A 24,259-nucleotide genomic window follows, 5' to 3' on the forward strand; every position below is an offset into this window, starting at 1 on the left:
TCGCCGGGCGAGGCGGACAGGGAGCCGCCGAGCGCGTCCAGCCGGGTACGAACGTCCGTCAGGCCGGCCGAAGGGCGGCGAGCCCGCGAAAAGCGGTCCAGCACTCCGGAATTGGCCTTGGTCCGCGGCCGCTGGCAGGCCCTAGCGTCGGGGCATGCGCATCCGAATCGTCGACGCCTTCACCGACCGGCCCTTCGCCGGCAACCCCGCCGGGGTCCTGCTCCTCGACGCCTTCCCGGACGACGACCGGCTCCAGCGGGTCGCCCTGGAGGTCAACCACTCCGAGACGGCGTTCGCCCACCGTCTGCCCGCGGGCGGTGAGGCCGACTGGGCGCTGCGCTGGTTCACACCGGCCACCGAGGTCGCGATGTGCGGCCACGCCACGCTCGCCACGGCCCACGTCCTGCACACCACCGGCTCCCACGAGGGACCGGTGCGGTTCGCCACCCGCAGCGGCGTCCTGGTGGCGACACCCCGCGAGGACGGCTCGATCACCCTGGACTTCCCGACCGCGCCGCTCACCCCGGTCGAGGCCCCGGCGGGCGTCGCCGCGGCCCTGGGCGCCGAGCCCCGTACCGTCCTGGACACCGGGCCGAACATCGGGGACCTGCTGGTCGAGGTGGCCGACGAGAGGACCGTGCGCGGCCTGGCGCCGGACATCGAGGCACTGGCCGCCCACTCCGAGCGCGGCATCATCGCCACCGCCCGCGCCGAGGACCCGGCCCGCGGCTACGACTACGTCTCCCGCTGCTTCTTCCCGAACGTCGGCATCGACGAGGACCCGGTCACCGGCAGCGCCCACACGGCCCTCGCCCCCTTCTGGTCCGAGCGCCTCGGCCGCCCCGACCTCACCGGCCTCCAGGCGTCGTCCCGCTCCGGCCGGGTGCGCACGCAGCTGCGCGGCGGGCGCACGCTGCTGACCGGGCACGCGGTGACGGTGGTCGACGGCGAGCTGCTGGCCTGACCGTGTGGCGGCGCGGGGCCCGCGCACTCACGCCGTCGGCAGCCAGTCCACCTTCCCGGCGAGCAGCCCGTAGCCGACGAAGGCGCCGATGTCGAGCAGCGAGTGCGCCACCACCAGCGGGCCCACGCGCCCCCAGCGGCGGTAGAGGTAGACGAACACGACGCCCATCACCATGTTGCCGACGAACCCGCCGATGCCCTGGTAGAGGTGGTACGAGCCGCGCAGCACCGAGCTGGCCGCCAGCGACGCGCCCGTGCTCCAGCCGAGCTGGTCCAGCCGGCGCAGCAGGTAGCCGACGACGATGACCTCCTCCAGGACGGAGTTCTGCACCGCCGAGAGGATGAGGACGGGGTACTTCCACCACACGTCGGGCAGCGCCTCGGGCACCACGGTGAGGTTGAAGCCGAGGCCGCGGGCGGCGAGGTAGAAGGCGATGCCGGTGCTGCCGATGACGGCGGCGACGGCGGCCCCGCGACCCAGGTCCGGCCACGGACGGGTGCGGTCGAATCCGAGGGTGCGCAGGCCGCGCCCCTCACGCAGCAGGAAGTGCGCGACGAGGGCGACCGGGACGAGTGCCGTGGTGATGCCGAAGAGCTGCCAGGCCAGGTCGAGCCAGGGACGGCCGGGTGCGGCGGAGGCGTTGAGGGTGGCCGCCTGGTCCTTGAGCCCGCCCGGCCGGGTGACCGAGCCGATGAAGCTGATGAGGGCGGACACGCCGCTCGCACCGAGCGACAGCGCCAGGACGAGCAGCGTCTCGTCACGCAGGATCCGCCGCGAGAGCCGTTCGTCGGTCAAGGGCTGTCCGCCGAGTCGCTTCTGAGGGAACGCATCGTCCACCGGGCCCGCCTCCGCCATGCACACCTGCCTCCAGCTGGGACGTCACAGCTTGCCCGATCAGTATGGGGCGGCGCGCGGCGGGGGCGGGTCGGGCGGCGGTCAGCTCAGCGCCACCGGTTCCGGCAGGCCCACCGGCCACAGGTGCACCGGGTCGCCCTCGCGCATCAGCTCGACGTAGCGACGGGTCGTGGCGGCCAGCGCTTCCTCCCGGGACAGCCCCGCCTCCAGCGCCCGGTGGAACGTGGCCGCCTGCCAGGACGCGCCGTTGACCCGGCGTCGGCACCGCTCCTCGATCACACCGAGGTAGAGGTCCCGGTCGGCGGGCTCCACCCCCCACGCGTCGAGACCGGCCGCGGCGAGCGGCAGCAGTTCGTCGCGTACGAGGACGGCGGCGTCGACCTCGGTGGTGCCGCCGAGGCGGCCGCGCCGGGGCCATTCGAAGCGGGCGTCGATGCCGTGCCGGCACGCGGCCTCGAAGTTGGCGGCGGCGGCCTCGAAGGGCAGCCGGGTCCACACCGGCCGGGGCTCCTCGGCGAGCGCGCGCACGACCCCGTAGTAGAAGGCCGCGTTGGCGATGACGTCGGTGACGGTGGGCCCCGCGGGCAGGACGCGGTTCTCGACGCGCAGGTGCGGGACGCCGTCGGCGATGTCGTAGACGGGGCGGTTCCAGCGGTAGACGGTGCCGTTGTGCAGGACGAGTTCGGACAGGGAGGGAACACCGCCCGCGTCCAGGACCTCCAGCGGGTCCTCGTCGTCGCAGATGGGCAGCAGCGCCGGGTAGTAGCGCCGGTTCTCCTCGAACAGGTCGTACGCCGAGGTCACCCACCGTTCCCCGAACCAGGTGCGCGGCCGGACTCCCTGGGCCTGGAGCTCGGGCGGGCGGGTGTCGGTGGACTGCTGGAACAGCGGGGGCCGGGACTCGCGCCACAGTTCGCGGCCGAAGAGGAAGGGCGCGTTGGCGCCCAGGGCGATCTGCGCGGCGGTGACGGCCTGGGCCGCGTTCCACACGTCGGCGAAGCGGTCCGGGGTGACCTGGAGGTGGAGTTGCACCGAGGTGCAGGCGGCCTCGGGGGCGATCGACTTCGAGGTGCAGGTCAGGCGCTCGACGCCCTCGATGTCGAGCGTGAAGTCCTCTCCGCGGGCGGCCACGATCTGTTCGTTGAGCAGGGCGTAGCGGTCGACGGCGGAGAGATTGGACGAGACCAGGTCGTCCCGGTCCAGCGTCGGCAGAATGCCGATCATCGCGATTCCCGCGTCCACCTCGCCCGCCTTGCGGTCCGCATATGCCAAGGACGTACGGATCTCCTCGGCGAGCCGGTCGAATACCCGGCCGCCCAGGCGGTGGGGCGCGATGTTGACCTCCAGGTTGAACATGGCGAGTTCGGTCTGGAAGTCACGGCTCGCGATGCGCTCGAGGACTTGCGCATTCAACATTTTCGGCATCCCGTCGGCACCGACGAGATTCAATTCGATCTCCAGCCCCATCAGGTTCTTCGGGCGGTCGAACCGCTTCTCCGCCAGAAGTCGCTCCAGGCCAGTCAGGCACCGCTGGAGCTTCTCGCGGTAGCGCTGGCGATCGGACAGGTCGAACTGACCTGCCACGACCTTCTCCCCCATGGAAGAGTCCCTTCTCGGAGCGATGAGTGGAAGATCCGGCCGCCGCTGGCCGGTGGCCGGTCAGGTGGGATGATGCCCAGCCGAAGCGATCGATAACGTCCCCGTGCCGCCCCGGCAGCCGCTACGCTGTGCCGGTGTGACCGGTGGCACATTCACCGGGCATGGCACGTCGAGCAGTTTCCCGGGCCGACAACTCGTGAAAAACGCCGACGACAATTGGCCGACCGCTCGGTGAACATTCCCCGAGGTCACCGCGGTACACCTGGCCGGAAATCCGGAGTTTTCCCGCATATCGGCGGCCGAATTCAACCTTGTACTGGTTGCCGGAATCGGCTAGCCGAAACACAGTCTGAACACATGTCGTATAAACTCCGCGGACAAGGCAGCGGATCGGCGCCCACGGTCGAAGGATCCCGCCGTCGCGCTGACGCGCGGCAGGCTCTCCCGCATCCCGGTTCCCGGCCCCGGCCCCTGCCTTCCCCAGCCCTGTGAGCCGACAGCGTCGTCCGCCCAGCTCCGCCCTCGCGCCACCGTGCCTTCGAATGAGAGGCGACCCATCATGCCCCTGCGTGTTCCCCAGGCCCCCGCGCCCGCACTGCGCTCCGTCCTCACCGCCCTCTCCTCGCCCACCGCGGTCCGCGAGGCCCGGACTCCCGCGCTGCTCGGCGCCCAGGGACCCGCCACACCCGAACTGCCGCTGCCCGTGCATGTGCTGGACCGGGTCACGGCGGACGGCGTGGCGGCGACGCGGCTGGCCGGCTGGCGGTTCCACATCCGGTGCGGCGACCGGGCGGTGGCGGCGGCGGAGACGATGCTGACCCCCGACGGCTGGGCGTTCTCGCACTTCTTCGAGGGCCCCTACGTCGCCTCGACCGAGCGTGCGCTGCGGCAGGCCGAGTCGGTGGCCCAGTCCTACCAGCCGCGCCTGCTGTCGGTTCCCGAGCTGTACATGCTCACGCTGTGGCTGCACGGCGACGGCACCGCGGACCCCGCCACCGGGCACCCCGCGGCCACCGACCTGCTGGTGCCGCTGGCGCCGGCCCCGCCCGGCATCGCGGCCCACCGGCCGCACCGGGTCGCCGAACTGCTGCCGGTCCTCACGCACCGGGTGACGCCGACGCGGTTGCTGGGTTCTCCCGCCTGACCTGCTCCGCAGTACCACTCCCCGCCCACCCGCGCGGACTAGCCCCTTTCGGCCATGCCGAACCATCCGAAGTGACAGTGCAGTTGAGCTGAACCGTCCGCGCGGGTGACGCGTCATCAACCTGTGAGAAGCGGTGCTGCGAAATACCTGCGGATCGACGCCCGTGGGGCAACACTGGGTCCGGTACGACTCAAACAACGGGGGGCGGCCATGAACGAGGCTTCACGCCGCGGGACAGACCAGTCAACGAACTCACCCATCACCACAGACCGAGAGACCCCACTCATGTGTCAGCACCAGCCACCGTGCCCCTCAGCCGTCTCCGCCGACCGGGAGTCCGCCCGTCTCGTGGCGCACCACCCGGAGCAGGGGTGGAGCCTGCTGTGCAACGGTGTGGTCCTCTTCGAGGACACCGGTGAGCTCCTGCCGGACGGCCAGGTCATCGCCCCGCACCGCCCCGTCGGCGCGGGCCTGACGCCCGCCGCCTGACCACCCGCCGGGCGGCGTCACCTCGCCCGGCGCATCACGGGGCCGGCCCGCAGCCACGGCTGCGCACCGGCCCCCTCGCGCGTCCGGGGCCGGTCACCGCGCGTGAGGTGCCCCGTCCGACACGGTGACGGCCCGGTTTCCTGGTCCGGAACGCCTTCCCCCGGGCGCCCGGCTTCCGGAAGACTCCTGGAGGTTTCGCGGTCGGTGTCGGCGGAGGTGGGGGAAGTGGCAGCAGACGAGGCCCGGGCCAGTACGGCTTCCGGCCGCCGGGGCAGGGTCACGATCACGGACATAGCCCGCAGCGCGGGCGTCTCGGTGCCGACCGTGTCCCGGGTCGTGAACGGCCGCTCGGACGTGTCGCCCGGGACCAGAGCGCGGGTGGAGGAGTTGCTGCGCCGGCACGGGTACCGCAAGCGCGCCTCGGCACCCGGCCGCCGGGCCGCCCTGATCGACCTGGTCTTCAACGACCTCGACAGCCCCTGGGCCGTGGAGATCATCCGTGGGGTCGAGGAGGTGGCCCACGCCGCCGGGGCCGGCACCGTGGTCTCCGCGATCCACGGACGCTCGGGCGACGCCCGTCAGTGGATGCGCAATCTGCGGGCCCGGGCCTGCGACGGCGTCGTCCTCGTCACCTCGGCCCTGGACCCCGTGCTCCACCAGGAGCTGCGGATCCTCGGCGTACCGCTGGTCGTCGTCGACCCGGCGGGCGCCCCCTCCCTGGACGTGCCCACCGTCGGCGCGGCCAACCGGTCGGGCGGCCTGGCGGCCACCGAGCACCTGCTGGCGCTGGGACACCGCAGGATCGGTCTGATCGCCGGGCCGCAGCGGCTGCTGTGCTCGCGGGCCCGCCACGACGGCTACCGTGCCGCCCTGGAGGGCGCCGGCGTCGCCGTGGACGAGTCCCTGATCGTCCCCGGCGACTTCCGCCACGAGTCCGGCTTCGCGGCCTGCGAGGCCCTGCTGGGCCTGCGCGAGCCGCCGACGGCCGTCTTCGCGGCCAGCGACCAGATGGCGCTCGGCGCGATCGAGGCCCTGCGCCGGCGAGGACTGAGGGTGCCGCAGGACATGAGTGTCGTCGGCTTCGACGACCTTCCGGAGGTCCGCTGGTCGGCACCGCCCCTGACGACCGTGCGCCAGCCGCTCGCCGACATGGGCAAGGCCGCCGCGCGCACGGTGCTCGGCCGGTGCCACGACGAACGGCCGGACCCGCCACGGGTCGAACTGCCCACGGACCTGGTCCTGCGCTCCAGCACGGCGCCCCCACCCGCTTCCCCGGCTGCCGCCCGCTGAGCGCGCCCTCGAGCCCATCCCTGCACCACGGGCACCCCGTGTCCGGCAGGCCCCGCCTCCGCCGTCCCGCCTCCGCGGCCTATCGTGACCGGCATGCAGTCCTACACGATCGGCCAGGCGGCGCGGCTGCTCGGCGTCAGCCCGGACACCGCGCGCCGCTGGGCCGACGCGGGCCGGATCAGCACCCGCCGCGACGAGGGCGGACGGCGCGTCGTCGACGGGCGCGACCTGGCCGCGTTCTCGGTCGAACTCGCCCGTTCCGTCGGTGCCGACGAGGAGACCCCGCACACCTCGGTCCGCAACGCGTTTCCCGGGATCGTGACCGCGATCAAGCTGGGGGACGTCGCGGCCCAGGTCGAGATCCAGGCGGGTCCGCACCGGCTCGTCTCCCTGCTGACCAGGGAGGCGGTGGAGGAACTCGGCCTGGAGGTCGGCGTGGAGGCCACCGCCCGGGTGAAGTCGACGAATGTCCATATCGACAGGGGCTGAGCACTCGGCCGGCAGACGCGCGACGGCACCGCATCGACCGTGCGAACGCACATGCCAGCCTTTCCTCATGGATGGCTCGCTCATGCGATGCGACAGGAGACATACCCCTCGCAGTTGCGGAAGTATGATCGGCGCAATGGGGGGCACCGTCCGCTCGGCCGCCGAGCCGTCGGCCCCTGCCAGAACGCCGAGGGAGTGGCCCGTGATGACCCGTTCCGTGCGCAGGACCCACCGCATCCGACGTACCGCGCGGGCGGCCGGTGTGGGGGCCGCCGCGCTGCTGGCCCTGGGCGCGTGCTCGTCGTCCTCGGACGCGGGCGCGGACTCGGACTCCGCCGGCGGTGCGTCGTCCTCAACGAAGCTCTCCGGCCAGGTCACCGTCTTCGCCGCGGCCTCGCTCAAGGAGAGCTTCACGACCCTCGGCCAGACCTTCGAGAAGCAGCACCCGGGCACCCGGGTCACCTTCAACTTCGCCGGCAGTGACACCCTCGCCGCCAGCATCACCGGCGGCGCTCCGGCGGACGTGTTCGCCTCCGCCAGCCCGAAGACGATGACCACCGTCACCGACGCCGGGGCCGCGGCCGGCACCCCCGCCACCTTCGTGCGCAACCAGCTGCAGATCGCCACCCTGCCCGGCAACCCCGACCACATCTCCTCCCTGAAGGACCTCACGGGCTCCGGCCTCAAGGTCGTGCTGTGCGACAAGACCGTGCCGTGCGGCGCCGCGGCGCAGAAGGCCCTGGACGCCGGCGGTCTCGAACTCACCCCGGTCTCCTACGAGCAGGACGTCAAGGCGGCCCTCACCAAGGTCGAACTGAAGGAGGCGGACGCCGCGGTCGTCTACAAGACCGATGTGAAGGCGGCGGGCGACAAGGTGACGGGCGTCGACTTCCCGGAGTCGGCCAAGGCGGTCAACGACTACCCGATCACCCTCCTCAAGGAAGCCCCCAACGCCGACGCGGCCAGGGCCTTCATCGAGCTGGTGAGGTCCGCCGAGGGGCAGCGGGTGCTCACCGGGGCCGGGTTCCGCACCCCATGACCGAGTCCGCTGGAACGACGCCCGCGCCGACCGGAGCCGCGCCCGTGGCCGGTGGGCCGCGCCGGGCCCGCCGCCGGGGGCGCATGGTGCCGGTCCCCCTGCTGGTGCCCGCCCTGATCGGCCTGGCGTTCCTGCTGCTGCCCCTGCTCGCCCTGGTGATCCGCGCGCCGTGGAGCGGCCTGCCGGAGCAGTTGTCCAGCCCCGAGGTGTGGCAGGCGCTGCGGCTGTCGCTGCTGTGCGCGACGACCGCGACCGCGCTGAGCCTGCTCGTGGGCGTGCCCCTGGCCTGGCTGCTGGCCCGCACCGACTTCCCGGGCCGGGGGTTCGTCCGCGCGCTGGTGACGCTGCCGCTGGTGCTGCCGCCGGTGGTGGGTGGCGTCGCGCTGCTGCTGGCGTTCGGGCGCAACGGCGTCATCGGGCAGTGGCTCGACGCCTGGTTCGGGATCACCCTGCCGTTCACGACGACGGGCGTCGTCCTCGCGGAGACGTTCGTGGCGATGCCGTTCCTGGTGATCAGCGTGGAGGGCACCCTGCGCGCCGCCGACCCGCGCTACGAGGAGGCCGCCACCACCCTGGGCGCCTCCCGCTTCACCGCGTTCCGCCGGGTGACGCTCCCGCTGATCGCCCCGGGCATCGCGGCGGGCGCCGTGCTGGCCTGGGCGCGGGCACTGGGCGAGTTCGGGGCGACGATCACGTTCGCGGGCAACTTCCCCGGCCGGACCCAGACCATGCCGCTGGCCGTCTACCTCGCCCTGCAGAACGACCCGGCGGCCGCGATCGCCCTCAGCCTGGTGCTGCTGGCCGTGTCCATCGCCGTCCTGGCGGGTCTGCGGGACCGCTGGATGAGTGCGTCATGACCGACACCGGCCAGCGGAAGACCGCCATCGACTCCCCCGGGGTCCACCGGTCCGAGGACGGCCTCGACGCCCGGCTCGTCGTGGACCGCGGCGCCTTCCGCCTGGACGTGGCGCTCACCGCCGCGCCCGGGGACGTCGTGGCCCTCCTCGGGCCCAACGGCGCGGGCAAGACCACCGCCCTGCGCGCACTCGCCGGCCTGGCGCCCCTCTCCGGCGGTCACCTGCGCCTGGACGGCGCCGCGCTGGACCGTACGCCGCCGGAGTCCCGCCCGGTCGGCGTCGTCTTCCAGGACTACCTGCTCTTCCCGCACCTGACCGCCCTCGACAACGTGGCCTTCGGTCCGCGCTGCCGGGGCGCAGGCAGGACGGAGGCACGGGCGCGGGCCGCGGCGTGGCTGGACCGCATGGGCCTGGCCGACCACGCGGGTGCCAAGCCGCGCCGTCTCTCCGGGGGCCAGGCCCAGCGAGTCGCCCTGGCCCGCGCGCTGGCCACCAACCCGCGGCTGCTGCTCCTCGACGAGCCGCTCGCGGCCCTGGACGCCCGGACCCGGCTGGAGGTGCGGGCGCAGCTGCGCCGCCATCTCGCCGAGTTCGAGGCCGTCGCCGTCCTGGTCACGCACGACCCGCTGGACGCCATGGTGCTGGCCGACCGGCTGGTCGTGGTCGAGGACGGCGCGGTCGTCCAGGAGGGCGGGCCCGCCGACATCGCCCGGCGGCCCCGCACGGACTACATCGCGCAGCTGGTCGGCCTGAATCTCTACCGGGGGCGGGCCGAGGGCCACACCGTACGGCTCGACGACACGGGCCCCGCCATCACCACCACCGAGGACCTCGCGGGCCCGGTCTTCGTCGCGTTCCCGCCCAGCGCCGTGACCCTGTACGGCGCGCCTCCCACCGGCTCCAGCGCCCGCAACCTGTGGCGCTGCGAGGTCGCGGGCCTGGAGAGTCACGGCGACCAGATCCGCGTGGACCTCACGGGCGAACTCGCACTCGCCGCCGACCTCACCACGGTCGCCGCGGCCGAGCTGGGCCTCCACCCGGGCGCACCGGTGTGGGCGACGGTCAAGGCGACGCAGACCCACGCATACCCGGCATAGCGCCGGCGCCGGGCTACGGTGCCCCCATGAGCCTGAGCATCCGCAACCAGCTCCCCGGCACCGTCACCGCCGTCACCCCGGGCGAGGCCATGGCGACGGTCGGCGTCCGTCTCTCCGGCGGCCAGGACCTCACCGCGGCGATCACCCGGGAGTCCGCCGAGGACCTCGCGCTCGCCCCCGGCACCGCCGTGCGGGCCCTGGTGAAGTCCACCGAGGTGGCACTGGCCACCGGGCGCGTCGAGGGGCTGTCCATCCGCAACCGGCTGCCCGGCACGGTCACCGCCCTCACCACCGGCGCCGCGATGGCCTCGGTCTCGGTCGCCGTCGAGGGCGCCGAGCTGACCGCCGCCATCACCAGGCAGGCCGCCGACGACCTGGAGCTGTCCGTCGGCGTTCCCGTCGTCGCGCTGGTCAAGTCGACGGAGGTGTCGCTCGCCACGGGATGAGACGCCGAGAGGCCCCGCCCGGGTCCAGGTGGCCCGGGCGGGGCCTCTCTCAGCTCTGCGGCGGGACTCAGTCCTCGTAGGCGTCCAGCGGCGGGCAGGAGCAGACCAGGTTCCGGTCGCCGTAGGCCTGGTCGATGCGGCGCACCGGCGGCCAGTACTTGTCGGCGGCGGACACCCCGGCAGGGAAGACGGCCTCCTCACGCGTGTACGCGTGGTCCCACTCGCCGCCCAGCGCGCCCGCGGTGTGCGGGGCGCCGCGCAGCGGGTTGTCGTCGGCGGACCAGGCGCCGGAGCCGACCTTCTCGATCTCCGCACGGATGGCGATCATCGCCTCGCAGAACCGGTCCAGCTCGGCCAGGTCCTCGGACTCGGTCGGCTCGATCATCAGCGTGCCGGCCACCGGGAAGGACATCGTCGGCGCGTGGAAGCCGTAGTCGATCAGCCGCTTGGCGACGTCGTCGACGCTCACACCGGTCGCCTTGGTCAGCGGGCGCAGGTCGATGATGCACTCGTGCGCGACCAGCCCGCCCGGACCCGTGTACAGCACCGGGAAGTGCGGCTCCAGGCGCTTGGCGATGTAGTTCGCGGACAGCACGGCCACCTGCGTGGCCCGCTTGAGGCCCTCGCCGCCCATCAGCCGGACGTACGACCAGGAGATCGGCAGGATCCCGGCCGAGCCCCACGGGGCCGCCGAGATCGGGCCGACGCCGGTCTGCGGACCGGCCGCCGGCTGCAGCGGGTGGTTGGGCAGGTACGGCGCCAGGTGCGACCGTACGGCCACCGGGCCGACGCCGGGACCGCCGCCGCCGTGCGGGATGCAGAAGGTCTTGTGCAGGTTCAGGTGGGAGACGTCGCCGCCGAAGTGCCCGGGCTTGGCGAGGCCGACCAGGGCGTTCAGGTTGGCGCCGTCGACGTAGACCTGGCCGCCCGCGTCGTGCACCCGCGCGCAGATGTCCGCCACGTGCTCCTCGAACACGCCGTGCGTGGACGGGTAGGTGATCATCAGCACGGCCAGCTCGTCGCGGTGCTTCTCGATCTTGGCGCGCAGGTCCTCGACGTCGATCTCGCCGTCCTCGGCCGTCTTGACGACGACGACCTTCATGCCGGCCATCACGGCGCTGGCGGCGTTGGTGCCGTGCGCGGAGGACGGGATGAGGCAGACGGTGCGCTGGTCGTCGCCGTTGGCACGGTGGTAGCCGCGCACGGCGAGCAGTCCGGCGAACTCGCCCTGCGACCCCGCGTTCGGCTGGAGCGAGACCTTGTCGTACCCGGTGACCTCGGCGAGCCGCTCCTCCAACTCGCGGATGAGGGTCAGGTAGCCCTGCGCCTGATCGGCGGGCGCGAAGGGGTGCAGCGCGCCGAACTCGGGCCAGGTGACCGGCTCCATCTCGGTGGTCGCGTTGAGCTTCATGGTGCAGGAGCCCAGCGGGATCATGCCGCGGTCCAGCGCGTAGTCCCGGTCGGCGAGGCGGCGCAGGTAACGCAGCATCGCGGTCTCGGAGCGGTGCTGGTGGAAGACGGGGTGGGTCAGGAAGTCGTCGGTGCGCAGCAGTGCCTCGGGCAGCGACTCCCCGGTCGCCGCGTCCAGCGCCTCGACGTCGCCCTCGACGCCGAAGGCGTTCCACACCCCGCCGACCTGGGCGCGCGTGGTGGTCTCGTCACAGGCGAACGACACGTGGTCGGCGTCGACGAGCCGGAGGTTGATGCCGTTCTCGCGGGCGGCGTGGACGATCGCGTCGGCCCGGCCGGGCACCCGCGCGGTGACGGTGTCGAAGTAGGAGCCGTGGACGATCTCGACGCCGCCCTCGGCGAGACCGGCCGCGGTGACCGTGGCGTACCGGTGGGTGCGCCGGGCGATGGCCCGCAGGCCCTCGGGGCCGTGGTAGACGGCGTACATGCCGGCCATGACGGCGAGCAGCACCTGCGCGGTGCAGATGTTGCTGGTGGCCTTCTCCCGGCGGATGTGCTGCTCACGGGTCTGCAGGGCCAGGCGGTAGGCCTTGTTGCCGTCGGCGTCCACGGAGACGCCGACCAGGCGGCCGGGGAGGCTGCGGGCGAACTTCTCGTGCACGGCCATGTAGCCGGCGTGCGGCCCGCCGAAGCCCATCGGCACGCCGAAGCGCTGGGTGGTGCCGACGGCGATGTCCGCGCCCAGCTCGCCGGGCGAGGTGAGCAGCGTGAGGGCGAGCAGGTCGGCGGCGACGGTGACGAGCGCGCCGAGCTCGTGCGCCCGGTCGATCACCGGCTTGATGTCGCGGACGGCTCCGGAGGCGCCCGGGTACTGGATCAGGACGCCGTTGATCTCCCGCTCGGCGATCTCGGCCGGGATGCCCTCGCTCAGGTCGGCGACGACGACCTCGACGCCGGTCGGCTCGGCACGGGTCCGTATCACGGCGACGGTCTGCGGCAGCGCGTCCGCGTCGACCAGGAACAGACCCTTCTTGTTCTTGCCCATGCGCCGCGACAGGGCCATCGCCTCGGCGGCGGCGGTGCCCTCGTCGAGCAGCGAAGCTCCGGAGGTGGGCAGGCCGGTCAGCTCGGCGACCATGGTCTGGAAGTTCAGCAGGGCTTCGAGACGGCCCTGGGAGATCTCCGGCTGGTACGGCGTGTACGCCGTGTACCAGGACGGGTTCTCCATGACGTTGCGCAGGATGACCGGCGGGGTGAAGGTGCCGTAGTAGCCGAGGCCGATCATGGAGTCGAGGACCTGGTTGCGGTCGGCCAGGGAGCGCAGCTCGGCCAGCACCTCGGCCTCGGAGCGCGCGCCCGGCAGGTCGAGCGCGTCGGCGTTCTTGATCACATCCGGCACCGCGGCGGCCGTCAGTTCGTCGAGCGAACCGTAACCGACCTGCGCGAGCATCTTGGCCCTGGCCTCGTGGTCGGGGCCGATGTGGCGCTGCTCGAACGGCATGGCCTGTTCGAGTTCGGAGAGCGGAGTGCGGTGGGCGGTCATTGCGGAGGCCTCCTGGTCTGACGACCTTCGAGGGGCACCACGGCGCGGGTACCCGGACGGCCTCCCCCTCTGTCATCTCAACCTGAGAGCTTCACCGGGCGAGCCCTGGGGCTCTCCCGGCTTTCACCGTCGGTGAGAGCGGACGCCGTCGACACCCGCCCTGCTTTCCAGAGTGACCTCGTCCGTGCGGTACGTGAGCCTGAGAGATTCCGGGGAGGATTTGCTCCTTCGGCGCCTCCGATGGTGTCCGGAGGACTCTCCCGCGCGGGGTCAGCAGCCGTTTGCCAGCGTACCAGCGAGGCCGCCGCACGGAGTTCGAGTGGCCGACCGGCCACTTCTGCTCTTTTGTAGTACTTACGGATGATTAGGCGGCTGGTGTGCGACCCCAGTGCGGCCCAGTGGTGCGATCAAGTGGAGGGCCCCGTGCGTACTGACATCGATCCGCGGAACCTGATCGGCCGCAAGGCGTTCGACCGCGACGGCACCAGGATCGGCACCGTGGACGAGGTCTACCTCGACGATGCCACCGGCGTCCCGGAGTGGGCGGCGATACGGACCGGTCTCTTCAGCAGGGACGCCTTCGTCCCCCTGGAGCCCAGCGAGCTGGTCGACGGCACCCTGCGCGTGCCCTTCGACCGGGCGCTGATCAAGGAGGCACCCGACTTCGGCGTCGGCCGCCACCTCTCGCCGGAACAGGAACTGCAGCTCTACCACCACTACGGCTTGGACGTGGCGGCCGCTCCCCCGCCTCCCGACCACGACTTCGGCAAGCTGGCCGGCAAGGGCAAGGGCGGCGACGAGGGCTGACCCGCCTCGCCCTCCGCCGCGGCGACCAGCGGCAGCGGGTCCGCGGGGGTCAGCTCCGGGTCGTCCACCGGAAAGGTCCGCACCCGCCCGACCCCCGAGTACGGCGTCTCGAACCGCACGGTGACCCGCCCGAGGCCGCTGCCCTGCACCCAGCCGTGCCCCAGCTCCGTGTGCCGCACGTCGTGCCCCGCCGGCCACCGGCGCTCGGCGGGCGGGGGGCTGTGCTCCTCGGCGGGCTCGGTCTCGGGCTCCTCGGCCAGTTCCGCGGCCCGGTCCCCCGCCGCCTGGGCGAACAGGTCCTCCTGGGTGTAGTCGGCCAGCCCGCTGACACCCACCCCGAGCAGACGCACGCCGCCCGTGGTGTCCACCGAGTCCAGCAGTCTGGCGGCCGCCTCGCGCACCACCGCGGGGTCGTCGGTGGGCCCGCGCAGGGTCTCGGAGCGGGTCAGGGTGGAGAAGTCGTATCTGCGCACCTTGAGCACGATGGTCCGCCCGGACAGGCCGGAGGCGCGCAGTCGCCGCACGCAGCGGTCCGCGAGCCGTCCCACCTCGACGCCGACCCGCACCCGGTCGTGGATGTCCACGTCGTAGGTGTCCTCGACCGACACGGACTTGGTCTCCCGCTCGGCCACCACGGGCCGCTCGTCCCGCGCCAGCGCCATGGCGTACAGGGCGTGGCCGTGCGCCTTGCCCAGCAACCGCACCAGCTCGTCCTCGCCCGCCTCGGCGATCTCGCCGACCGTGGTGATCCCGGCCCGTCGCAGATGGTCCCCCGTGGCCGGTCCCACGCCGGGCAGCGTGCGCACCGTCATCGGCCCCAGCATGGCCCGCTCCGTCCCCGGCGGGATGAGCACCAGTCCGTCGGGCTTGGCCTGCTCGGAGGCGATCTTGGCGAGCATCTTGGAGGCGGCGAGCCCCACCGACCCGGTGAGGCCGGTGACGGTGCGGATGGCCGTGCGCAGCCTCACCCCGGCCAGTCGCGCCGACTCCGCGTCCCGGGCCGCCCCGCCGGCCTCCAGGTCCACGAATGCCTCGTCCAGGCTCAGCGGCTCCACCAGCGGCGACAGCTCCCGCAGCAGCCGCATCACCTGCTCGCTGATCGACCGGTACAGCTCGAAGCGCGGAACGAGGTAGGCGGCATGCGGCGCGAGCCGTCGGGCCTGGCCCATGGGCATCGCGGAGTGCACCCCGAACACCCGCGCCTCGTACGAGCAGGTGGCGACCACGCCGCGCGGTCCGAGGCCGCCCACCACCACGGCCTTCCCGCGCAGGCTCGGCTTGGATGCCTGCTCCACCGAGGCGAAGAAGGCATCCATGTCGAGATGCAGGATCGTGGGCGCGGTTCTCACATCTCCGATGCTGCCCTACGCCACTGACAATCCCGCCCTCGCCGGCAGGACGGAACCCGCGGCGCGGCGGGGATCAGACCGCCCGGTTGTTCCGCCGCCGGGCCAGCTCGTCGGCCGGATTGTGCCCGACCAGGGTCTCCCCCGTGTCGATCCGCTCCCCGTGCAGCTGGGACAGCGCGCTCTCCACGTCCCGCCACACCACGCCGACGGCGATCCCGAAGACGCCCTGGCCGCCCTGGAGCAGGGCGTGCACCTCGTCGGGCGAGGTGCACTCGTAGACGGTGGCGCCGTCGCTCATCAGCGTCATCCGCTCGAGGTCGCGGAAGCCGCGCTCCCTGAGGTGCTGGACGGTGGTGCGGATGTTCTGCAGGGACACTCCGGTGTCCAGGAAGCGCTTGACGATCTTCAGCACGACCACGTCGCGGAAGCTGTACAGGCGCTGCGTTCCGGATCCGTGCGCGGGCCGCACGCTGGGCTCGACGAGGCCCGTACGGGCCCAGTAGTCGAGTTGCCGGTAGGTGATGCCGGCGGCCGCGCAGGCCGTAGGGCCGCGATAGCCGATCTGCTCGGACGCCATGGACGTCGCCCCTCCGCTGGTCGGCACCGCTGCCGGTCGCTGCGGACCGGGATCGGCCGCGCCACCGTGCTGGGCGTGCCCCGCGCTCGCGCGCAGCCGGGAGCCCGGGGGCGGGTACGGACCGCCTGCCCCGAGGCTGTGCCCGGGGCCACCCCCAACCGTACCGTCGCCGCTGATTCTCACGCCGACCTCCGTCCTTGACCTGCCTCCTCGAAGGTAGGCAGTCACCAAGGGTGCGTCAACGATCGCCACACTCGGCACGCCGAGTGATAATCACCCTACGAGTGGTTTCCCGTGCCCTGTCCCGGGAAAGGCTAGCCGGATGTGCGCGGACGGGGCCGCGTCTCACTGGTTGCTGGACCCGAAGTCCTCGGGCGAGATCTGGTCGAGGAACTCGCGGAACTTCTCCACCTCGTCCTCCTGCTCGTCCGGAATGGCGATGCCGGCGTCGTCGAGGACCGTGTCACTGCCGTAGATCGGCGTACCGGTGCGCAGGGCCAGCGCTATGGCGTCGGACGGCCTGGCACTGACCTCGACCCCGCTCGCGAAGACCAGCTCGGCGTAGAAGACCCCGTCCCGCAGGTCGGTGATGCGCACTTCCGTGAGCTCCTGGCCGACGGCTTCCAGCACGTCCTTGAACAGGTCGTGGGTCAGCGGCCGCGCAGGAGCCATGCCCTGCTGGGCGAAGGCGATCGCCGTCGCCTCCCCCGGCCCGATCCAGATGGGAAGGTAACGGTCGCCGCCCACCTCGCGCAGCAGCACGATCGGCTGGTTGGAGGGCATCTCGACCCGGACACCTACGACATCGAGCTCGTTCACACAGCAACCCTAGGCCGTGCCCGGGACGTTTGGGTAGTCGGGCCGGGATCGGGTGGGCGATCCGGGTCTGCCCGGGCGAGGATCCGGCCCGTGACCCTCAGGGCAGCCGCACGCCCAGGGCGGTCTGCACCAACGCGGCGTGCAGCTTCACCGCCAGCCCCGCCAGCTCCTTGGTGCGGGCTTCCGCGTGTGCCCTGGTCTGCGGGTTGCGGTGCCGCTTCAGCGGGGCCACCACCTGGTCCACCAGCCCGGCCTCCCGGTCGGCTGCGGCCTTCATCACCCGCAGGTGCCGCGGCTCGATCCCGAACCGCCCCAGCTGCACCACCAAGGACGCCACCGTGACCGCCTCGGCGTCGTACGCCCCGTCGGGCAGCGGGGCGAGGAGTCCGTACGACTCCCACTCCTTCAGCTCCTGGTCACCGATCCCAGCCGCGGCGAGCAGCTCGTCCCGCCCGATCCGGGCCACCGTCGGGCTCTCGGCAGGCTCCGCCACGGCCGCGTCCCCGTCCCGCTGGCGGCCGACCCTCGGCAGGGCCACGGCCTCGCCGCGCTCCACGGCGTCCAGGTGCTCGCGGATCACCTTGAGCGGCAGGTAGTGGTCCCGCTGCATGCGCAGCACCCGGCCGAGGCGCTCGACGTCGTGCGCGCTGAACTTGCGGTACCCGGCCGGGGTCCGCCGTGGCTCGACGAGGCCCTCCGACTCCAGGAAACGGATCTTGGAGATGGTGATGTCGGGGAACTCGTCACGCAGCGCGCTCAGCACTGCGCCGATGCTCATCAGCCCACTGTCCGTGGCGGCGGCGCCTTGCCCGGCACCGCCGCTCGGTGTTTGAAACATGGACCTTCCCTGGAGGTTCCCCGGGCGGGCGGCCCGGGGGCGGGTCAGTAACCCCGCTGGCTCGCGTAGAACACCAGCCGGTACTTGCCGATCTGCACCTCGTCACCGTTCGACAGGGCGACCTGGTCGATGCGCTCCCGGTTGACGTACGTGCCGTTCAGGCTGCCGACGTCGGCGACCGTGAACGAACCGTCCGGGCTGCGGCGGAACTCCACGTGCCGGCGCGAGACCGTCACGTCGTCCAGGAAGATGTCGCTCTGCGGGTGACGGCCGGCGGTGGTCAGCTCGCCGTCCAGCAGGAAGCGGCTGCCCGAGTTCGGACCACGGCGCACGACGAGGAGCGCGGAGCCCAGCGGCAGCGCGTCCACGGCCGCCTGCGCCTCGGGAGAGAGCGCCGGCATCGCCGTCTGGCCGGTGACCTCGGCGTCGTAGGCCTCCAGACCGGAGATGGAGATCGTGGAGGTCGTCTCGGACGCGCGCTCCGGGACCGCGCCGGGCCGCAGCGGAGCGCCGCAGTTGGAGCAGAAGCGGCTGTTCTCCGCGTTGCGGTTGCCGCACCTCGTACACACCAGGGCCGACATGGACGGATCCTCCTGCCGCGGCTGCCCCGCCGGGGCGTTCGACGCGTACGGGTCGGGGTTGAACCCTCCAGCCGTACCCGGGGCCGAGGGCTGGCCGAAACCTATGCCGCCGGACTGAGCAGGGTCAACAGACGGCGCGCCCGGACCACCCACCTGGTCCCGGTACATCGGGCGTCGGCCCTCCGCGTCGGGCTGTGCGCGATGGCGGGCGGTCGCGTTGTCGCCGCCGCCCTCTCGCGCGCTCTTGCCGAACAACTTCGCAAACAACTTCACGGGCGATTCCCCTTGACCGAAACAGACCCGCCCGTGGGGCAGGACGAACCCTTACTGAACGCACTGGCCGACCCGGACACCTTCACAACGTCCGTCTCTGTCAGACAGTTTCCACCACGCACCACCCAATCGGTGCGCCGACCCCCCGCAACCTCATGCCCTCGCCGGACGCCGCCCATGCACCGTCGGTTCACTGGGAGGACGACCGAGCGTAGTCAGGCCGCTCCGCCGCTCGCAAGGCGTCCACGACGATCTTGCTCGAGCGCTCAACAGTAACGGTGGCCTGTTCCTTCTCCAGAGTCTGCACCACTCCTCCAGGAATGTTGAGAGCCGGTTCGAGGTCCTGCGGCTTGCCGATGACCTGGAAACGATAGGGCGTGTTGATCTTGTTCCCGTCGACGCTGACGGACTTGTCGGCGTCGACGAGGTACGTGCCGGCGACGACCCGTACGCCGTTCACCTCGATCGCCTCCGCGCCCGCCGCGCGCAGCTCCTGGATCGCGTCGAGCAGCATGTCCGCCTCGACCGCTCCCTTCGTGTCCTCGATGGTCACCGTGATGCCGGGCCCCTGCGCGGCCACGGTGCCCGCGAGGATGCCCAGTTGCCGCTCCTTCTCGAGCGTCTGCTTGCGGGCCTCCTCCGCCTGGTCGGAGCTGTTCTCCAGCTCGTCGCGCTGTTTCTCGAGACCCTGTTTCTCGTCTTCAAGACGCTGAGTACGGTCGTCCAGTTCATCGAGGATGCGCACCAGATCCTCCTGGCGGGCGCCACGCAGCGCGCCGTCGCTGTCACTGTTGGACGCCACCTGGACCGCGAGGCCGAAGCCGAGCCCGAACAGGAGCAGGGCGACGATGAGTTGCGCCCGCGTCAGGCGCGGCGGCCACAGCCCCTTCAGGAGCCGCTGCCTGCCGGTCAGTCCATTCCGCTCCGGACGCGCACCGTCCGGGCCCTCCCCGGCCGCGGACGGCGACGGCGGCACTTCGTCGGGCAGCTCCTTGCGCAGCCTGTTCGCGGGCTGTTCCTCGTGATCGCTCATCGGCCTCACGCCCGGAAGACGTGGCGTCGGATCGCCGCGGCGTTGGAGAAGATGCGAATGCCGAGGACCACCACGACACCGGTGGACAGCTGGGCGCCGACGCCCAACTTGTCGCCCAGGAAGACGATCAGAGCGGCCACCACCACGTTCGACAGGAACGAGACCACGAAGACCTTGTCGTCGAAGATGCCGTCGAGCATGGCCCGCAGACCGCCGAAGACGGCGTCCAGCGCCGCCACCACGGCGATCGGCAGATACGGCTCCACGGCCGCCGGCACCTCGGGCCGGACCAGCAATCCGGCCACGACTCCCACGACGAGGCCCAGTACGGCGATCACGATGTGCCCTTCTCGGTTATCGGCTGTGCTGTTCGTACGATCACACTCGGTGCGGCCGGCAGCTCGAGCCCGTCCGCGACGGAGATGGCGGTCCGGATGCCGTAGCTCTCCTGCAGGGCATGCAGGTACAGCCCGTCGGCGCTGTCCTGGAACCCCCTGCTGAGCCGCTCGCCGTCCCCCACCGCGAGCACCGTGTACGGCGGCACCAGCGGCCTGTTGTCGACCAGTATCGCGTCACCGGCGGCCCTGATCGCCGACAGTGCCGTCAGACGCTGACCGTTGATGGAGATCGCCTCGGCGCCGGACTCCCACAACCCGTTGACCACGCGCTGCATGTCCCGGTCCCGCACCCGGCCCGTGTCGGAGAACCCTGAGGTGCCGCGCGGCTGCCCGTCGGCGCCCGTGCCGACGTCCTTGGCGTCGTTCACCACGAGCTTCACGCCGGGGCCGTGTACCTCCACCGCGCCCGACAGGATCCCCACCAGGTCCGACCGGTCGCTGTCGCCGCTCTTCTCGAGCGCCTCGCGCCGACGCGTGTTCACGTCGTCGCGCAGTTCGTCGACGCGCTTCTCCAGCTCGTCGGCCGCCGAGGTCTCGCCCTCTATGCGGTCGACCAGCTCTTCACGCTCCTTGGCGACGACGGGAGCGGCGACCCGTGCCTGGGCCGCGCCGACCGTCACGACCAGGGCCGCGAGGACCAGGCCGACCGCCAGGCCCAGCTTGGCACGCAGCGTCCTGGGCATTCCGCCGTTGCCGTCGGCCTTCTTCCGCGCGGCGGCCTCGGCGTAGCCGTCGTCGAGGCTGTGGTCCATGACGTTGGTGAGGAGGGACATGGACGCGTCCGGGCGCGCGGGCCGCGTGGATGTGCTCCGAACGGGGGGTGGCTGCGGCATGCCGCACATCGTCGCACGCCACCGCCACTACCTCCGAACGGCCCCACCGGCGTGCCGGACAGGCCCCCTTGGGGACACTTGTCCGGCACGCACGCGTGCGGTGCGTTTTCAGCGGCCCGCGCTGTCCACCACCGCGGCCCACTCGTCCAGCAGCGCCTGCGCGGAGGCGTCGTCGGGCCCCTCGGCCCACAGATGGGTGACCGCCTCCGCCGGGTCGGGCAGCACCATCACCCAGCGCCCGTCGGTCTCGACCACTCGCACCCCGTCCGTGGTGTCCACGAACCGGTCCCCGGCCGCCTCGACGACCCGGCGCATCACCAGCCCCTTGACGGCCCACGGAGTGGCCAGATCACGCTTGAGGACGTGGGCCCGCGGGATGCGCGCGTCGATCTGGCTCAGCGTGAGCTGGGTGCGCGCGACCAGCCCGATCAGCCGCACGAAGGCCGCCGTGCCGTCGTAGACGCTGCTGAACTCGGGGACGATGAAGCCGCCCTTGCCGTCGCCGCCGAAGATCGCACCCTCCTCGCCGCCGACCCGGGTCAGGTCGTCCGGGGAGGTGGTCGTCCACTCGACCTGTGTGCCGTGGTAGGCGGCGACCTGCTCGGCGATCCTGGTGGTCGTCACCGGGAGCGCGACCCGGCCGCTGCGCCGCTCGGCCGCGATCAGGTCCAGCATCACCAGCAGCGCCCGGTCGTCCTCGATGATGCGGCCCTTCTCATCGACGAGCGACAGCCGCTCGCCGACCGGGTCGAAACGCACGCCGAACGCGGCCCGCGAGGACGCCACGATCTCTCCCAGGCGCACCAGACCGGACCGCCGCATGTCGGCCGACTCGGTGGGCCTGGCCTCGTCGAGACCGGGATTGATGGTCAGCGAGTCGACGCCCAGCTTCCCGAGCAGGCTGGGCAGCACCAGCCCCGCGCTTCCGTTGGAGGCGTCGACGACCACCTTGAGCCCGGACTCGGCGATCCCCGTGATGTCGACGTTGCGCAGCAGGGACCCCGTGTACGAGTCGAACACGCTGGACGGGAAGTGCAGGTCCCCGATCTCTCCGGGGAACGCCCTGCGGTACTCCTGCCGCGCGAACACCCGGTCCAGCTTCCGCTGACTGCCCTGTGAGAGGTCGGCGCCCTGTCCGTCGAAGAACATGATGTCGACGGAGTCCGGCACACCCAGGGTGGTCCGGATCATGATCCCGCCGGCACTGCCCCGCGCGGTCTGCTGCCGTGCCACGGGCAGCGGTACGTTCTCCAGGTCGCGTACGTCGATGGCACTGGCCTGCAACGCGGAGATCACCGCCCGCTTCAGCGCACGGGCACCACGGGAGTGGTCACGGGCCGTGGTGACGGTGGACCCCTTCTTCAGGGTCGTCGCGTAGGCACCGGCCAGTCGCACGGCGAGCTCGGGCGTGATCTCCACGTTCAGGATGCCGGAGACCCCGCGGGCGCCGAACAGATGCGCCTGGCCCCGGGACTCCCAGATGACCGAGGTGTTGACGAAGGCACCGGCCTCGATGGTCTTGAACGGGTAGACCCGCACGTTCCCCTGGATGATCGATTCCTCACCGACCAGGCACTCGTCGCCGATGACCGCGCCGTCCTCGATCCGCGCGGCCCGCATGATGTCGGTGTTCTTGCCGACCACACAGCCCCGCAGATTGCTGTGCGGTCCCACGTACACGTTGTCGGCCACCACGGCCTTGTGCAGGAAGGCGCCGCTCTTGACGACGACGTTGGACCCGATGACCGTATGCTCGCGGATCTCGGCGCCGGCCTCGACCTTGGCGTAGTCGCCCACGTACAGGGGACCGCGCAGCACGGCGTCGGGGTGCACCTCGGCGCCCTCGGCCACCCAGACCCCGGGCGAGATCTCGAAACCGTCGATGTCGACGTCGACCTTGCGCTCCAGCACGTCGGCCTGGGCCTTCACATAGCTCTCGTGGGTACCGACGTCCTCCCAGTAGCCCTCGGCGACGTAGCCGTAGATGGGCTTGCCTTCCTTCATCAGCTGCGGGAAGACATCACCGGACCAGTCCACGGGCACATCGGGGTCGACGTAGTCGAAGACCTCGGGCTCCATGACGTAGATCCCGGTGTTCACGGTGTCCGAGAAGACCTGGCCCCACGTCGGCTTCTCGAGGAAGCGTTCGACCTTGCCCTCTTCGTCGACGATGGTGATACCGAATTCCAGCGGGTTCGGGACGCGCGTCAGACACACCGTGACGAGCGAGCCCTTTTCCTTGTGGAAATTGATCAGGTCGGTGAGGTCGAAGTCGGTCAGGGCATCGCCGGAAATGACGAGGAAGGCATCGTCCTTCAACGCCTCTTCGGCGTTCTTGACGCTTCCGGCGGTACCGAGTGGCTTCTCCTCGTTGGCATAGGTGAGCTCCATACCGAGCTCTTCGCCGTCACCGAAGTAGTTCTTGACCAACGAGGCCAGGAACTGGACGGTCACGACGGTCTCATTGAGCCCATGCCTTTTGAGCAGCCGAAGAACGTGCTCCATGATCGGCCGGTTGACCACCGGCAGGAGCGGCTTGGGCATGCTCGAGGTCATGGGACGAAGGCGTGTGCCTTCGCCTCCAGCCATCACGACGGCCTTCATGTCGGAAGCGTCCTCCTCTGAGAGACGACGGTTTAGCCGACTTCACGAGTCCAGGGTCCCGCACTTTTCCAGCGGGGGCCATCCGGCCACCGGGACCGCACAATCAGCGAGTTCAATCGGCTGCGACGTCCGCACGTACCAGACGGCGGACCTGCACCACATAGAGAACACCTGCCCACCAGTACAGGGTTGTACCCCATCCGGCGAACGCCCATCCGAAAACAGCGGCGAGTGACGCGATCCATCCGCTTCCGTCACTCAGCAGCAGCAGGGGGAAGGCGTACATGAGGTTGAACGTGGCGGCCTTGCCCAGGAAGTTCACCTGCGGCGGCGGATAGCCGTGGCGCCGGAGGATGCCCACCATGACCAGCAGCATCGCTTCCCGGGCAAGCAGTACAAGCGTCAACCAGAGCGGGAGAATCTCGCGCCAGGTGAGACCCACCAGGGTCGAGAGGATATAGAGCCGATCGGCCGCCGGGTCCAGCAGCCGGCCGAGGCTGCTGATCTGGTTCCAACGCCGCGCGAGCTTTCCGTCCAGGTAGTCGCTGACCCCGCTCAGGGCCAGCACCAACAGCGCCCAGCCGTCGCTCTGCGGACCGCCGAACTCGGGCCGCAGGATGAGCCACAGGAACAGGGGCACGCCGAGCAGGCGCGCCATGCTCAGGATGTTCGGGATGGTGAGGACCCGGTCGGTCTGCACGCGGGTCTCCTGGACCTCCACGCGGGGGCCTCCTGGGGGAAACGAACCAATGATGCCCACTGACCTTACCTCAACGCAAAAAAGCTCTGGCTCTCGGGCTGCGTGCCCAAGAGCCAGAGCTCTAAAAGGAGTTCGGCGGCGTCCTACTCTCCCACAGGGTCCCCCCTGCAGTACCATCGGCGCTGTAAGGCTTAGCTTCCGGGTTCGAAATGTAACCGGGCGTTT

23 protein-coding genes, 1 rRNA gene and 1 riboswitch are annotated in these 24,259 nt (G+C 71.5%); of the genes, 10 read left to right on the forward strand and 14 right to left on the reverse strand.

Annotation, left to right across the window (positions count from 1 at the left end; translation table 11 throughout):
• The first annotated feature begins 154 nt into the window (after positions 1-154).
• Complete coding sequence (locus tag ACZ6IM_RS08585; RefSeq protein ID WP_052838805.1) at positions 155-964, forward strand: PhzF family phenazine biosynthesis protein; 810 nt, start codon at positions 155-157, stop codon at positions 962-964.
• A gap of 27 nt (positions 965-991) precedes the next feature.
• Here the strand turns inward: ACZ6IM_RS08585 and ACZ6IM_RS08590 are convergent, their stop codons facing one another.
• The gene (locus ACZ6IM_RS08590; RefSeq protein ID WP_052838804.1) at positions 992-1,819 is read right to left on the reverse strand and encodes a CPBP family intramembrane glutamic endopeptidase; all 828 of its coding nucleotides are present in this window, start codon (positions 1,817-1,819) and stop codon (positions 992-994) included.
• Positions 1,820-1,900: 81 nt separating this feature from the next.
• Positions 1,901-3,418: a glutamate-cysteine ligase family protein gene (locus ACZ6IM_RS08595; RefSeq protein WP_052838803.1), complete on the reverse strand. Its 1,518-nt coding sequence runs from the start codon at positions 3,416-3,418 to the stop codon at positions 1,901-1,903.
• A gap of 559 nt (positions 3,419-3,977) precedes the next feature.
• Here ACZ6IM_RS08595 and ACZ6IM_RS08600 point away from each other — a divergent pair.
• From ACZ6IM_RS08600 to ACZ6IM_RS08635, 8 genes are all read left to right on the forward strand, one after another.
• On the forward strand, positions 3,978-4,562 hold the full coding sequence (locus ACZ6IM_RS08600) for a hypothetical protein (protein ID WP_052838802.1): 585 nt from the start codon (positions 3,978-3,980) through the stop codon (positions 4,560-4,562).
• 285 nt (positions 4,563-4,847) lie between these two features.
• Complete coding sequence (locus ACZ6IM_RS08605) at positions 4,848-5,051, forward strand: DUF5999 family protein (protein WP_052838801.1); 204 nt, start codon at positions 4,848-4,850, stop codon at positions 5,049-5,051.
• 225 nt (positions 5,052-5,276) lie between these two features.
• Positions 5,277-6,341 carry a LacI family DNA-binding transcriptional regulator gene (locus tag ACZ6IM_RS08610; protein WP_052838800.1) on the forward strand — a complete coding sequence of 355 codons (1,065 nt, stop codon included), beginning with the start codon at positions 5,277-5,279 and terminating at the stop codon, positions 6,339-6,341.
• A 93-nt stretch (positions 6,342-6,434) separates the two neighbouring features.
• Positions 6,435-6,830 carry a TOBE domain-containing protein gene (locus ACZ6IM_RS08615; RefSeq protein ID WP_052838799.1) on the forward strand — a complete coding sequence of 132 codons (396 nt, stop codon included), beginning with the start codon at positions 6,435-6,437 and terminating at the stop codon, positions 6,828-6,830.
• A 205-nt stretch (positions 6,831-7,035) separates the two neighbouring features.
• Positions 7,036-7,869 carry a molybdate ABC transporter substrate-binding protein gene (gene modA / locus ACZ6IM_RS08620; protein WP_469555203.1) on the forward strand — a complete coding sequence of 278 codons (834 nt, stop codon included), beginning with the start codon at positions 7,036-7,038 and terminating at the stop codon, positions 7,867-7,869.
• On the forward strand, positions 7,866-8,726 hold the full coding sequence (modB, locus tag ACZ6IM_RS08625) for a molybdate ABC transporter permease subunit (RefSeq protein ID WP_469555206.1): 861 nt from the start codon (positions 7,866-7,868) through the stop codon (positions 8,724-8,726). The genes modA and modB overlap by 4 nt, the downstream gene beginning before the upstream one ends.
• Positions 8,723-9,823: an ABC transporter ATP-binding protein gene (locus tag ACZ6IM_RS08630; RefSeq protein ID WP_052838796.1), complete on the forward strand. Its 1,101-nt coding sequence runs from the start codon at positions 8,723-8,725 to the stop codon at positions 9,821-9,823. Before modB ends, ACZ6IM_RS08630 begins: the two co-directional genes overlap by 4 nt.
• 26 nt (positions 9,824-9,849) lie before the next feature.
• The gene (locus ACZ6IM_RS08635) at positions 9,850-10,269 is read left to right on the forward strand and encodes a TOBE domain-containing protein (RefSeq protein WP_052838795.1); all 420 of its coding nucleotides are present in this window, start codon (positions 9,850-9,852) and stop codon (positions 10,267-10,269) included.
• A 67-nt stretch (positions 10,270-10,336) separates the two neighbouring features.
• Here ACZ6IM_RS08635 and gcvP read toward each other — a convergent pair whose 3' ends face one another.
• Positions 10,337-13,222, reverse strand: coding sequence for an aminomethyl-transferring glycine dehydrogenase (gene gcvP, locus ACZ6IM_RS08640; protein WP_469555210.1), 2,886 nt, complete (start codon positions 13,220-13,222; stop codon positions 10,337-10,339).
• Positions 13,223-13,399: 177 nt separating this feature from the next.
• A riboswitch (glycine riboswitch) is annotated at positions 13,400-13,495 on the reverse strand.
• Between the two features lie 150 nt (positions 13,496-13,645).
• On the opposite strand from gcvP, the gene ACZ6IM_RS08645 reads away from it, so the two are divergent.
• Positions 13,646-14,029 carry a PRC-barrel domain-containing protein gene (locus ACZ6IM_RS08645; protein WP_469555213.1) on the forward strand — a complete coding sequence of 128 codons (384 nt, stop codon included), beginning with the start codon at positions 13,646-13,648 and terminating at the stop codon, positions 14,027-14,029.
• Here the strand turns inward: ACZ6IM_RS08645 and ACZ6IM_RS08650 are convergent.
• From ACZ6IM_RS08650 to rrf, 11 genes are all read right to left on the reverse strand, one after another.
• Positions 13,939-15,378 carry a DNA polymerase IV gene (locus ACZ6IM_RS08650; RefSeq protein WP_052838790.1) on the reverse strand — a complete coding sequence of 480 codons (1,440 nt, stop codon included), beginning with the start codon at positions 15,376-15,378 and terminating at the stop codon, positions 13,939-13,941. The genes ACZ6IM_RS08645 and ACZ6IM_RS08650 overlap by 91 nt on opposite strands.
• A 73-nt stretch (positions 15,379-15,451) precedes the next feature.
• On the reverse strand, positions 15,452-16,138 hold the full coding sequence (locus ACZ6IM_RS08655) for a MerR family transcriptional regulator (protein WP_356372043.1): 687 nt from the start codon (positions 16,136-16,138) through the stop codon (positions 15,452-15,454).
• 162 nt (positions 16,139-16,300) lie between these two features.
• Positions 16,301-16,774 carry a bifunctional nuclease family protein gene (locus ACZ6IM_RS08660; protein WP_052838788.1) on the reverse strand — a complete coding sequence of 158 codons (474 nt, stop codon included), beginning with the start codon at positions 16,772-16,774 and terminating at the stop codon, positions 16,301-16,303.
• A 97-nt stretch (positions 16,775-16,871) separates the two neighbouring features.
• The gene (gene ftsR / locus ACZ6IM_RS08665; RefSeq protein WP_052838786.1) at positions 16,872-17,612 is read right to left on the reverse strand and encodes a transcriptional regulator FtsR; all 741 of its coding nucleotides are present in this window, start codon (positions 17,610-17,612) and stop codon (positions 16,872-16,874) included.
• 44 nt (positions 17,613-17,656) lie between these two features.
• Positions 17,657-18,508 (reverse strand): FHA domain-containing protein, encoded by an 852-nt coding sequence (locus ACZ6IM_RS08670; RefSeq protein ID WP_469555278.1) that lies wholly within the window; start codon positions 18,506-18,508, stop codon positions 17,657-17,659.
• 148 nt (positions 18,509-18,656) lie between these two features.
• Positions 18,657-19,499: a DUF881 domain-containing protein gene (locus ACZ6IM_RS08675; RefSeq protein WP_469555217.1), complete on the reverse strand. Its 843-nt coding sequence runs from the start codon at positions 19,497-19,499 to the stop codon at positions 18,657-18,659.
• 5 nt (positions 19,500-19,504) lie between these two features.
• Positions 19,505-19,837, reverse strand: coding sequence for a small basic family protein (locus tag ACZ6IM_RS08680; protein ID WP_003977440.1), 333 nt, complete (start codon positions 19,835-19,837; stop codon positions 19,505-19,507).
• Positions 19,834-20,739: a DUF881 domain-containing protein gene (locus ACZ6IM_RS08685; protein WP_469555220.1), complete on the reverse strand. Its 906-nt coding sequence runs from the start codon at positions 20,737-20,739 to the stop codon at positions 19,834-19,836. Before ACZ6IM_RS08685 ends, ACZ6IM_RS08680 begins: the two co-directional genes overlap by 4 nt.
• A 99-nt stretch (positions 20,740-20,838) precedes the next feature.
• On the reverse strand, positions 20,839-23,334 hold the full coding sequence (locus ACZ6IM_RS08690) for a mannose-1-phosphate guanyltransferase (RefSeq protein ID WP_052838780.1): 2,496 nt from the start codon (positions 23,332-23,334) through the stop codon (positions 20,839-20,841).
• A 112-nt stretch (positions 23,335-23,446) separates the two neighbouring features.
• Positions 23,447-24,055: a CDP-alcohol phosphatidyltransferase family protein gene (locus ACZ6IM_RS08695; protein ID WP_052838778.1), complete on the reverse strand. Its 609-nt coding sequence runs from the start codon at positions 24,053-24,055 to the stop codon at positions 23,447-23,449.
• A 109-nt stretch (positions 24,056-24,164) separates the two neighbouring features.
• Positions 24,165-24,259 (reverse strand): 5S ribosomal RNA (gene rrf, locus ACZ6IM_RS08700); the annotation flags it as partial.

This window comes from Streptomyces sp. NPDC042336, assembly GCF_055581985.1.

What these genes read in the sequence shown, in the direction of transcription:
- ACZ6IM_RS08585 (WP_052838805.1), top strand. Translation starts at nt 155, where the DNA reads ATGCGCATCCGAATCGTCGACGCCTTCACCGACCGGCCCTTCGCCGGC.
- ACZ6IM_RS08590 (WP_052838804.1), bottom strand. Translation starts at nt 1,819, where the DNA reads ATGGCGGAGGCGGGCCCGGTGGACGATGCGTTCCCTCAGAAGCGACTC.
- ACZ6IM_RS08595 (WP_052838803.1), bottom strand. Translation starts at nt 3,418, where the DNA reads ATGGGGGAGAAGGTCGTGGCAGGTCAGTTCGACCTGTCCGATCGCCAG.
- ACZ6IM_RS08600 (WP_052838802.1), top strand. Translation starts at nt 3,978, where the DNA reads ATGCCCCTGCGTGTTCCCCAGGCCCCCGCGCCCGCACTGCGCTCCGTC.
- ACZ6IM_RS08605 (WP_052838801.1), top strand. Translation starts at nt 4,848, where the DNA reads ATGTGTCAGCACCAGCCACCGTGCCCCTCAGCCGTCTCCGCCGACCGG.
- ACZ6IM_RS08615 (WP_052838799.1), top strand. Translation starts at nt 6,435, where the DNA reads ATGCAGTCCTACACGATCGGCCAGGCGGCGCGGCTGCTCGGCGTCAGC.
- modA (WP_469555203.1), top strand. Translation starts at nt 7,036, where the DNA reads ATGACCCGTTCCGTGCGCAGGACCCACCGCATCCGACGTACCGCGCGG.
- modB (WP_469555206.1), top strand. Translation starts at nt 7,866, where the DNA reads ATGACCGAGTCCGCTGGAACGACGCCCGCGCCGACCGGAGCCGCGCCC.
- ACZ6IM_RS08630 (WP_052838796.1), top strand. Translation starts at nt 8,723, where the DNA reads ATGACCGACACCGGCCAGCGGAAGACCGCCATCGACTCCCCCGGGGTC.
- ACZ6IM_RS08635 (WP_052838795.1), top strand. Translation starts at nt 9,850, where the DNA reads ATGAGCCTGAGCATCCGCAACCAGCTCCCCGGCACCGTCACCGCCGTC.
- gcvP (WP_469555210.1), bottom strand. Translation starts at nt 13,222, where the DNA reads ATGACCGCCCACCGCACTCCGCTCTCCGAACTCGAACAGGCCATGCCG.
- ftsR (WP_052838786.1), bottom strand. Translation starts at nt 17,612, where the DNA reads ATGTTTCAAACACCGAGCGGCGGTGCCGGGCAAGGCGCCGCCGCCACG.
- ACZ6IM_RS08675 (WP_469555217.1), bottom strand. Translation starts at nt 19,499, where the DNA reads ATGAGCGATCACGAGGAACAGCCCGCGAACAGGCTGCGCAAGGAGCTG.
- ACZ6IM_RS08685 (WP_469555220.1), bottom strand. Translation starts at nt 20,739, where the DNA reads ATGTGCGGCATGCCGCAGCCACCCCCCGTTCGGAGCACATCCACGCGG.
- ACZ6IM_RS08690 (WP_052838780.1), bottom strand. Translation starts at nt 23,334, where the DNA reads ATGAAGGCCGTCGTGATGGCTGGAGGCGAAGGCACACGCCTTCGTCCC.